12 protein-coding genes are annotated in these 9,166 nt (G+C 34.8%); 11 read left to right on the forward strand and 1 reads right to left on the reverse strand.

Features of this window, described 5'->3' with window-relative positions; all coding sequences use genetic code 11:
• Nucleotides 1-121 precede the first annotated feature (121 nt).
• The 6 genes from DMP16_RS05780 to DMP16_RS05805 all read left to right on the forward strand — a co-directional run bounded on the left by DMP16_RS05780 (nucleotide 122) and on the right by DMP16_RS05805 (nucleotide 4,692).
• Complete coding sequence (locus DMP16_RS05780; RefSeq protein ID WP_069283991.1) at nucleotides 122-1,129, forward strand: DUF1152 domain-containing protein; 1,008 nt, start codon at nucleotides 122-124, stop codon at nucleotides 1,127-1,129.
• A 31-nt stretch (nucleotides 1,130-1,160) separates the two neighbouring features.
• A complete protein-coding gene (locus tag DMP16_RS05785; protein ID WP_069283992.1) occupies nucleotides 1,161-1,700 on the forward strand; it encodes a hypothetical protein in 540 nt (179 codons plus the stop codon).
• A gap of 95 nt (nucleotides 1,701-1,795) precedes the next feature.
• Complete coding sequence (locus DMP16_RS05790) at nucleotides 1,796-3,001, forward strand: thiolase family protein (protein ID WP_185957822.1); 1,206 nt, start codon at nucleotides 1,796-1,798, stop codon at nucleotides 2,999-3,001.
• 55 nt (nucleotides 3,002-3,056) lie between these two features.
• Nucleotides 3,057-3,383, forward strand: a complete 327-nt coding sequence (locus DMP16_RS05795) for a translation initiation factor aIF-1A (RefSeq protein ID WP_069283994.1) — start codon at nucleotides 3,057-3,059, stop codon at nucleotides 3,381-3,383.
• A gap of 2 nt (nucleotides 3,384-3,385) precedes the next feature.
• Nucleotides 3,386-4,147, forward strand: coding sequence for a serine protein kinase RIO (locus DMP16_RS05800; RefSeq protein WP_069283995.1), 762 nt, complete (start codon nucleotides 3,386-3,388; stop codon nucleotides 4,145-4,147).
• Complete coding sequence (locus DMP16_RS05805; protein WP_069283996.1) at nucleotides 4,144-4,692, forward strand: RNA-processing protein; 549 nt, start codon at nucleotides 4,144-4,146, stop codon at nucleotides 4,690-4,692. Before DMP16_RS05800 ends, DMP16_RS05805 begins: the two co-directional genes overlap by 4 nt.
• Here DMP16_RS05805 and DMP16_RS05810 read toward each other — a convergent pair.
• A complete protein-coding gene (locus tag DMP16_RS05810) occupies nucleotides 4,687-5,964 on the reverse strand; it encodes a tRNA (N(6)-L-threonylcarbamoyladenosine(37)-C(2))-methylthiotransferase (protein WP_069283997.1) in 1,278 nt (425 codons plus the stop codon). The genes DMP16_RS05805 and DMP16_RS05810 overlap by 6 nt on opposite strands.
• A gap of 72 nt (nucleotides 5,965-6,036) precedes the next feature.
• On the opposite strand from DMP16_RS05810, the gene DMP16_RS05815 reads away from it, so the two are divergent.
• From DMP16_RS05815 to DMP16_RS05835, 5 genes are read left to right on the forward strand one after another with little or no spacing between them, the layout of a single operon-like run.
• Nucleotides 6,037-6,429 carry a translation initiation factor IF-2 subunit beta gene (locus tag DMP16_RS05815; RefSeq protein WP_231961303.1) on the forward strand — a complete coding sequence of 131 codons (393 nt, stop codon included), beginning with the start codon at nucleotides 6,037-6,039 and terminating at the stop codon, nucleotides 6,427-6,429.
• On the forward strand, nucleotides 6,426-6,722 hold the full coding sequence (locus tag DMP16_RS05820) for a DUF424 domain-containing protein (RefSeq protein ID WP_069283999.1): 297 nt from the start codon (nucleotides 6,426-6,428) through the stop codon (nucleotides 6,720-6,722). The genes DMP16_RS05815 and DMP16_RS05820 overlap by 4 nt, the downstream gene beginning before the upstream one ends.
• A 5-nt stretch (nucleotides 6,723-6,727) precedes the next feature.
• Nucleotides 6,728-7,441 (forward strand): 60S ribosomal export protein NMD3, encoded by a 714-nt coding sequence (locus DMP16_RS05825; RefSeq protein ID WP_069284000.1) that lies wholly within the window; start codon nucleotides 6,728-6,730, stop codon nucleotides 7,439-7,441.
• Nucleotides 7,438-8,076 (forward strand): ribonuclease HII, encoded by a 639-nt coding sequence (rnhB, locus tag DMP16_RS05830; RefSeq protein WP_069284001.1) that lies wholly within the window; start codon nucleotides 7,438-7,440, stop codon nucleotides 8,074-8,076. Before DMP16_RS05825 ends, rnhB begins: the two co-directional genes overlap by 4 nt.
• Nucleotides 8,070-9,125 (forward strand): TGS domain-containing protein, encoded by a 1,056-nt coding sequence (locus DMP16_RS05835; protein ID WP_069284002.1) that lies wholly within the window; start codon nucleotides 8,070-8,072, stop codon nucleotides 9,123-9,125. Before rnhB ends, DMP16_RS05835 begins: the two co-directional genes overlap by 7 nt.
• Nucleotides 9,126-9,166: the final 41 nt, after the last annotated feature.

Genomic DNA, 9,166 nt, shown 5'->3' on the forward strand with positions numbered 1-9,166 from the left:
TTTGGTGAATATAAATATGAGAGAGATTTCAGATAATACCATTTAATTCAAGACATATATTTCCGTAAAATAATACGTCTTAGGTAAAAGTATAAAGCGGAGAAACTTTTAAAAGAATTTCATGAAGGCTTTCGTATTTGGTATTGGTGGAGGCGGAGATGCTGTATCTGCGTTGGTAGCGTATTCTTATCTTAGAAAATTAGGTTATGAAGTAATTTTAGGCTCAATAATCTGGGAACGCTATATAGAAGATCCATTGCCTGGACCAATTTGTTTTGAGGATATGGTTAACGCCAATATGGTAAATGAGTGCATTTATGAAGTTAGTCCAATGTCCTACGCTATAAGGGGAGGTAAGAAAGTAATTCCGCAATTGGTCAGACTTTTAAATTCTCTAAAAATTCCTAAGGGTTATGGAATATGCAATAGAGGTGGAGATATAGGTCTTTATAAATGTTTAAAGGACTTTATTTTAAAAAATGACATTGATCTAATAGTGGGCGTTGATGCAGGAGGGGATGTGCTAGCAAAAGGTTGTGAGGAAACTTTAGGAAGCCCTTTAATAGACTTTATATCTCTGTCAGCTTTAGTTAAGCTCAAGCAAGAAGGTTATCAAGTAGTCTTAGGAGTAATAGGTAGTGGGAGTGATGGAGAGTTACCATATGACTATTTTCTTAAGAGGATAAGCGAGATAGCCTCGTTAAATGGACTCATGGATATTAAAGGATATGACGAGGAATCGGCAGAGTTAGTTGAAAGAGTGCTTAATGAAGTTAATACTGAAGCTTCAAGAATTCCTTACTATGCTTTTAAAGGAGCTTACGGAGAAGTTAATATAAGGAACGGAACTAGGAAAGTGTTCGTTTCACCCATATCAGCAGTGATGTTTTTCTTAGATCCCATTAAGATAGCAAATACTACAATACTTTATGAGATAGTTAAGAATTCAATAAATATAGAGGAGGCGAATAAAAAATTAAACGAGGTAGGTATTTATACAGAATATAATTTTGAAATAGACCTATATCGAAAATACGGTATGGATTCCTCAAAGGTTTCTGGAGAAGAAGTTATCAGTATTAGAGAAGAGGGGAAGAAGAGATTAGGTGGTATTAGAATAAAGTGCTAAATTTTTATTTTTACTAATTCCTAATATTGCTATGGATCCTATTCATGAGATACTGACAAACTATGAGTTTGATGAAGAGGAGATAAACTATGCGTTGATGAGAGCAAAAGGGATCATTATTGGGTTTGCAATGGAATATAGAGCGAGAAAAGTCTTACAGCAATTTAATTTTGAAAACATAAAGTCAGTTGATATGCCAACGCATGATATTGAAGCGTATAAGGATGGTGTGAAGTATTATGTTGAAGTAAAAGCAAGCAAGAAATCGCCTACTAGGGAATATAGTGCGTATAAGATAGCTATGATAGCTTTGTTAGATGGTATACATTTAACATTAACGATGATACCTAAACCTAATCTATTAGTTACCGAGGAAATCCTCAGTGAACCTAAGAGAATATTATATAGGTTCTTTAGGCTCCTTTACGCTAAGCAGTATGATGAAATTAAGGTATTTTTAGAGAACGAAAAGAATAGAGAGGTCTTAAGCTCTTATTATACTGTAATAAAAAGCTTCAGCGATAAGTATAATTTACCATTAGCTGGGGAACTAATAAAACCTAATTTGTAATATTTTAGGTAATAATGGGAAAATGTTGACTACCCAAGAGTATTGAAGTGAGAAACTTTAACTGTGAAGTTTTATGTTTAAAAAATTTAAAAGCTATAAGTAAAAACAAATATAGTATGAATGAGAACGTTTATATTGTTTCAGCTGTTAGAACGCCGATAGGAAAATTTGCTGGGTCATTAAAAGATTTATCGCCAGTCGATTTAGGGACGATAGCTATAAAGGAAGCTTTAAAGAGAGCCAACGTCTCTCCAGAAATGGTCAACATAGCCATCATGGGAAATGTGCTAAGAGCCGGACACGGACAAGATATAGCTAGACAGTGTGCGATAAGGGCTGGAATACCATATGAGATAGACGGGTTTTCAACAGATATGGTGTGCTCTTCGGGCATGATGAGTGTAATAATTGCATCCCAAATGATAAGGAGTGGTGATGCTGATATCGTAGTAGCTGGAGGAACTGAAAGTATGAGTCAAGCTATGTTTGCTGTTAGAGCAGATGTAAGATGGGGGGTTAAGATGTTAATGGAAAAAAAGCTAGATTTAATTGATACTATGCTAGTTGATGGATTAACTGATCCATTTAATATGAAGCTAATGGGACAAGAGGCTGACATGGTAGCTAAGTCACAAAACGTTTCCAGAAAAGAATTAGATGAGGTAGCTTATCAAAGTCATTTAAGAGCGTATGAGGCTACACTTAAGGGTTATTTCAAATCTGAAATAGTTGAAGTAAATGTGAATGGAAAAATTATAGATAGAGATGAGGGTATTAGACCAGATACCTCGTTAGAAAAACTTTCAAAATTATCTCCAGCTTTCAATCCAGATGGTGTACATACTGCAGGAAATTCTTCTCAAATTTCTGACGGTGCTTCGGCATTAGTGATTATGAGCGAAAAAGCTGTAAAGGAATTGAAAGTTGAGCCTATTGCTAAAATATTGGGTTATAGTTGGACTGGGATAGAAAGTTGGAGATTTACTGAGGCTCCTATTTATGCAATTAAGAAATTATTAAATAAACTGAAAATGGAGGTAAATGATTTTGATTATTTTGAAAATAACGAGGCATTTGCCATAAATAATGTGCTTGTTAATAGATACTTAGGAATACCTTATGATAGACTAAACGTGTTTGGTGGGGCAATTGCAATAGGTCATCCAATAGGTGCTAGTGGGGCTAGAATTATTACAACTTTAATTAATGTATTATCTAAGATGAATGGAAAAAGGGGAATTGCAAGCATATGTCATGGAATTGGAGGAGCTACGGCAATGGCGATAGAGCTTATGATTTAAATCAAGTAATTTTTTATGCGTAATATACTATCTACTAATGTAGGTGGTTATGTAATTGCCTAAAAAGGATAGAGCGCAACAGCCTTCAAATAGAGACGTTCCTATGCCAACAGAGGGAGAAACTATATGTGTCGTTAAAAAGATGCTAGGCGGGGATCATCTCATAGTATTATGTATGGATGGAAAAGAAAGACTAGCTAGAATACCAGGTAAAATAAGGAAAAAAGTTTGGATGAAAGAAGGTGATGTGGTTTTAGTAGGAATTTGGGATTTTCAACCAAACCGTTGTGACATAGTGCATAGATATGAGAATGATGAAATAAAGAGGCTAATAAATGAAGGAGTAATATCAAGAGAAGTTATAGATCAACTAAGAGGATAAAATTGGTCGGAATCGATAAAAAGACTAAGGAGGAGAAGAAACTTAAAGACGAGGATCTATTTAAAGTAGTAGATTCCACGATTGATTCTAGAACTTATTTCAATTTAATCCAAATTGCCCGTCGTTTAAATATAGAAGCATATTTTGGAGCTATTTCATCCGGCAAAGAGGCTAGAATTTATCCTGCCAAGACGATTGAAGGTAAATATTATGCTATAAAAATATACTACACATCGACTGCCCAAAGCAAAAGAGCAATAAAGAAATACACTGAGGGGGATATAAGGTTCAAGGATGTCAAAATTAGTAATACTAAGCAATTAATAAATACCTGGGCTCGCAAGGAGTACAAGAATCTTAGTAAGATGTATCAAGCTGGAGTAAGGGTTCCAAGACCAATCATGGTATATGAGAATATATTAGTAATGGAGTTTATTGGCGAGAACGGATTGAGAGCACCTCTTCTTAAGGAGCTAGGTGACGAAGAAATAACTGAGGGTCTATATGAAGATTTGATATCCCAAATACATATCATGGTTAAAAGAGCGTTATTAGTACATGGGGATTTAAGCGAGTATAATGTGATGGTATTTAATGAGAAATGTTATATTATTGACGTAAGTCAAGCAATATCGATTGACCATGATGAGGCATTGAAATTGCTAGAGAGAGACATTGAGAACATAAATAACTTTTTTGAAAGCAAGGGAATAAATATAAAGCCTAAAGAAGAGATAATATTAAGCCTAATTTCTGGGGAATGATAATCTTGTTCGTGACTGTAGAGGATGAGAAATTAGAAAATGTTAAAAAAATTATAAACAAATTGGAAGAACTTACGGATACTAAGATAGAGTATAACGAGGTCACTAAGGCCTTTAATATTATACCAAAGGGGCAGAATTCTTATGACGCCTTTAAGGCTATATCTGTAATAAGAGCTATAGGTTTAGGTTTCTCTGAGGATATCGCCTTTAAACTATTAAGTGACGAGTATACAATTGAGGTGATTGATCTTAAAAATTACGTGGGTAGCGATCCAAATACGCTTAGAAGAGTTAAGGGAAGGGTTATTGGAGAAAAAGGAAAATCCAAGAAGATAATACAAGAGTACACTGGAGTCTACATATCCATATATGAACATTACATTGGAATCCTTGGAGTATATGATCAAGTGAAAATAGCAAGAAGTGCTATAGAGCTACTAATATACGGTAAAGAACACAGTACTATATATAAGTTTTTAGAAAAGGCAGAGAGAGAATTAATATCATCAAAGGTCTCTAGTTTAACGAGAAAGAAGTTATAAAATGGGTTCCAGTATTTGGCCACGGAGATCATAAAATGAAGCCTCTGTTATTTTAACATTATACCACATTCCCAATTCGACCATGGTATCCTTTATGACTACCGGGATGTAATTAATTGTCCTTCCTATAACTGAACCTTTACGACCTAGTTCAGTAGTTACTACTTTGCTCACCTTATTTATGTAATCAGAGTGAATGGAAAGCGCTATATCCTCATATAACTTATTAGCTATTTTTACTCTTTCCTTTTTTATTGCATCTGGAACTTGAGGCATAGAAGCACTTCTGGTATTTGGTCTCATAGAGTACATTGCTATATGAATCCTCTCAAAACGTAAGTCTTTTATGAGCTCTAATGTGTTATTAAACGCCTCTTCGTCTTCTCCAGGGTGACCTACGATTATATCAGTAGTTATATTAACGATAGGAATCTTCTTCCTTATTTCTCTTACGAGCTCTCTATACTCTTCAACAGTATATTTTCTGTTCATTAGCTTTAATACATTATCATCTCCACTTTGAACGGGCAAATGGACAAATTTGTAAACTTTAGGTTCTTTTAATACCTCTATAAGGTCATCCAAAATTCTCATTGCTTGTTCAGGAGTCATCATACCTATTCTTATCATGAATTCCCCTTCTAGTTGACTTACCTCTCTTACAACGTCTGTTAACTTTACTTTACCACCAAGATCCAAACCATATGCAGCAGTATCTTGGCCAGTTAGCTCAATCTCTTTTGCACCTTTTTGTATGGAGTATCTTGCAGTGTCTACTATTTCTCTCAGTGGATAACTCCTTAGCTTACTCCTAGCTATTTTAGTTATACAAAAATTACAGTTCCCAGCACATCCGTCCGCTACTGGAATAATAGCAATTTTTCCATCAAATATTCTTGGAGTTGTTATCGCCTTATCTCCTTCTAAGATTATTTTTCTTTCCTCAGATCCTACGACCTCTAGTATTCTATCGATACTTTGAGGTCCAATCAATGAAGCATTGGGGGCAATAGATATAATAGCCCCAGGCTCAGAACTGCTCATGCATCCAGCTACTATGAGCTTTTTTGAAACTTTGTTTAGCTCCTTTATTCTTTGTTTCATTCTTTCTTCAGTTTCTAGCCTAACAGCGCATGTATTTAGTATTGTAATCTCAGCCTCCTCCGGACTATTTGCGAATTCATAACCTTCCTTCTCTAATAAGGTCATCATTATATACGAATCAGCCTTGTTTAATGTGCAGCCGTAAGTCTCAATGTATACCTTTTTCATAATTCTTCAATAGTATTTTAAACCCCAGACGCTTATAGATTTATTGTGAGATCAGAAAAGGAATATCTTGAAATGTTAGATAGACTTTATACAAAGCTACCAGACAAGGCTCATAAGGTAGGTACTCAAGCCCTACCAAATTTAATAATATTAAATATAGGAAATAATACAATAATAAGGAATTTCTCAGAATATTGTGATAGGATTAGAAGGGAAGACAAGATATGCATGAAATACTTGCTAAAAGAGCTAGCTGCAGCTGGAAGTGTAAGTGAAAGGGGAGAATTAGTTATCCAAGGTAAGTTCTCATCCCAAGTAATCAATACTTTGATGGAGAGATTCTTGAAGAGTTATGTACAATGCAGTACATGTAAGAGCTTAGATACCATTTTAAAGAAAGAAAAGAAAGGATGGTATATAAGTTGCCTAGCTTGTGGAGCGCAAACGCCAGTGAAGCCTATATGAAGGTATTATTGAACATAATTAAGACCCAAGATATGACTCTAATAAACGTTTGCCAAAAGGAATTACTAGGTAAGATATTCAGAGAAGGAGATCTGGTGCTAGACGTTAGTGAGAAGTTTTATGGCGGGGAACTAGTGGAGATAGATTATGCATTTTCATTGATAGATGAGGCTACTGTTATGAGTATTGTAGGAAACGATGCGGTTGAAGAGGCTATAAAGAGGGGAATAGTTCATAAAGATTCTGTGCTAAACATAGCCGGAGTAAAGATAGCTCAAGTATATAATATGTGATACGCATGGGAAAGAAATTCTGTGTAATGTGCGGAAAAGAGGACGTAGAATTAATAGGCTCATTATGTCCAGATTGTTATTTGAAAAAGAACGAATTAATAATATTGCCAAAGAGAATAAGTGGAAAATACTGTAAGATTTGCGGAGCTCTTTGGATTAATGGTAAATGGATAAGGGACTCTAACTCTCATCCCACTAATGCCGTAGAGGAAATAGTTTACAAGGAATTGTCAAACAAAATTACTATAGATAGAAACGTAGAAGAGTTTAGCTTTAGTATAAAGAGTATCTGGAATGATCAAGGAGGTCATACTTTTACTACCGTAGAATTCAAAGGTAAATTAAAGGGAATTCCTTTCTCACGTGAGGCTATAGTGAATTTAGAAATTGAAAGGTCATTGTGCATATATTGTTTTAGAAAGAAAACGAAGTATTTCGAGGCAATAGTTCAGTTGAGGGGTAGAAACTCAATCGGAGTAGATGATAAGAAGAGAGCTTTCTTTGAGTCGTTCTTTTCTAAAGAAGTAATAGATAGCATATCTGATGTGATTGAAGGGAGAGAAGGCGTTGATTACTATTTCATTAGTAAGAGTGTAGCTAAAAAACTAGTCTCCAACATCTCAAGTATTGTTGATGTAGAGATTAATGAGAGTTATCAGAATGAAAGGGTAAAAAATGGTAAAAAGGAGGCAAAGTTAGTTATTTCATTGAGGATATGAGAATAGGAATAGACGAGGCTGGTAGAGGATCTTTAATAGGGCCAATGGTAGTTGCTGGGGTTGTGATTGATGATAGTAAAGTAAATGTTTTAAAAAGCATAGGTGTTAGAGATAGTAAGCAACTGTCTAGGCAGAAAAGGGAGAAGTTATTTAGTATTATAGTTAGCTTAGTCGAGGCATTTTCAGTGGTTAAGGTGTTTCCAGAAGAGATAGATAGATTTAACCTAAATGATTTGACTTATAGTGCAGTAATTAAGATAATATACTCCTTATCAAGTTTCTCTCCATATATTGTTACAGTGGATAAGGTTGGAAGCGAGAAACCAGTAATTGATTTGATTTTAAGGTTAGGATATAAGCCTAACGTAGTTCATAAGGCCGATGAGAACTTCATCGAGAGTAGTACAGCCAGTATAATAGCTAAAGTAATAAGAGATAGGTATATTGAAAAGCTCAAAGAAGAGTATGGTGATTTCGGTAGTGGTTATCCAAGCGATCAAAAGACTATAAATTGGCTAAAAAATGTTTATAAAAAAACTACTTTCCCTCCTCCGATCATAAGAAGGACATGGAAAATTTTACGTTCTATTGCTCCATTATATTATATAGAAAAGGAGAGTGAAAGGTTATGGTAACCAATCTGCCTGCTGAAGCTAAGGCAAAATGGTTAAAGGTAATGGACGCTAAGACCCCAGAGGAAAAATTACAAGCTCTGCAAGAATTCCTAAAGGAGGTCCCTAAGCATAAGGGAACTGAAAATCTAGTATATTGGGCAAAAAGGCGAATGGCTGAGTTAAGGGAAGAAATAGAAGTAAAAAAGAGTAAAAAGAGTAGTGGATTCTCGTTATTCGTAGAAAAGGAAGGTGCTGGACAGGCTATAATTATTGGTGACATTTCTCTCAGATCGCAGGTTATGAGAAAATTAACCAATGTTAAACAAGAATTTGGAGAATTACCTATACCCGGTATGGTTAAGTATGAAGACGTCCAAATTCAGTTGATTAATCCTCCTAAAAGCTTACCTCTGCCCAAAATAGTTGGGCTAATAAGGAATGCTGATGAGGTAATCATTGGAGTTAATAATGAAGAGGAGTTGTTAACCATAAGAAGATTTTTAGAAGATAATTATATCTTACTAAAGAAGCCTAGAGGTAAAGTAGTAATTGAAAGGACTAGATACGGGCTATCTGGTATAAGGGTAGTTAATTTAGGAAAAATAATAGATGCTGACGAAAAGGCAGTTAGAGAGTATATTGAGAGCTTCGGGATAAAATCGGCTATAGTTAAGATAATAGGAGAAGTTAGTATGGATGATATAGAGAAGTCAATATTTGAAGCTGTGAGTTATAAACCAGCTGTCATAATATCTCCGTCAAAACTAAACATTATTGATCTCCCTTGTATAACTCTAAGTCAAATCGAAGTATTACCTAAAATTATGTTTGAAATGCTTGAAATTATTAGGGTATACACTAAAGAACCTGGTGAAGATCCCACTGATGATCCGTTAATCATGAAAAGAGGGTCTACTGTATTGGATGTTGCAAAAAAATTGCACTCCTCCTTAGCAGATAATTTTAAATATGCTAGAGTCTGGGGTAGATCGGTTAAATTCCAAGGGCAAAAAGTTGGTCCTACTCATGTTCTAGAAGATAAAGACGTAGTAGAGATTCACACAAGATAATTTGTTCTATATAAATTTAAGTATATGTTTTAAATATATAG

The organism is Sulfolobus sp. B1 (assembly GCF_007050195.1).
Classification (GTDB): Archaea; Thermoproteota; Thermoprotei_A; order Sulfolobales; family Sulfolobaceae; genus Saccharolobus.

Excerpts from the sequence above, each read along its gene's own strand:
- DMP16_RS05780 (WP_069283991.1), top strand. The coding sequence starts at position 122 with ATGAAGGCTTTCGTATTTGGTATTGGTGGAGGCGGAGATGCTGTATCT.
- DMP16_RS05785 (WP_069283992.1), top strand. The coding sequence starts at position 1,161 with ATGGATCCTATTCATGAGATACTGACAAACTATGAGTTTGATGAAGAG.
- DMP16_RS05805 (WP_069283996.1), top strand. The coding sequence starts at position 4,144 with ATGATAATCTTGTTCGTGACTGTAGAGGATGAGAAATTAGAAAATGTT.
- DMP16_RS05810 (WP_069283997.1), bottom strand. The coding sequence starts at position 5,964 with ATGAAAAAGGTATACATTGAGACTTACGGCTGCACATTAAACAAGGCT.
- DMP16_RS05815 (WP_231961303.1), top strand. The coding sequence starts at position 6,037 with ATGTTAGATAGACTTTATACAAAGCTACCAGACAAGGCTCATAAGGTA.
- DMP16_RS05820 (WP_069283999.1), top strand. The coding sequence starts at position 6,426 with ATGAAGGTATTATTGAACATAATTAAGACCCAAGATATGACTCTAATA.
- DMP16_RS05825 (WP_069284000.1), top strand. The coding sequence starts at position 6,728 with ATGGGAAAGAAATTCTGTGTAATGTGCGGAAAAGAGGACGTAGAATTA.
- rnhB (WP_069284001.1), top strand. The coding sequence starts at position 7,438 with ATGAGAATAGGAATAGACGAGGCTGGTAGAGGATCTTTAATAGGGCCA.
- DMP16_RS05835 (WP_069284002.1), top strand. The coding sequence starts at position 8,070 with ATGGTAACCAATCTGCCTGCTGAAGCTAAGGCAAAATGGTTAAAGGTA.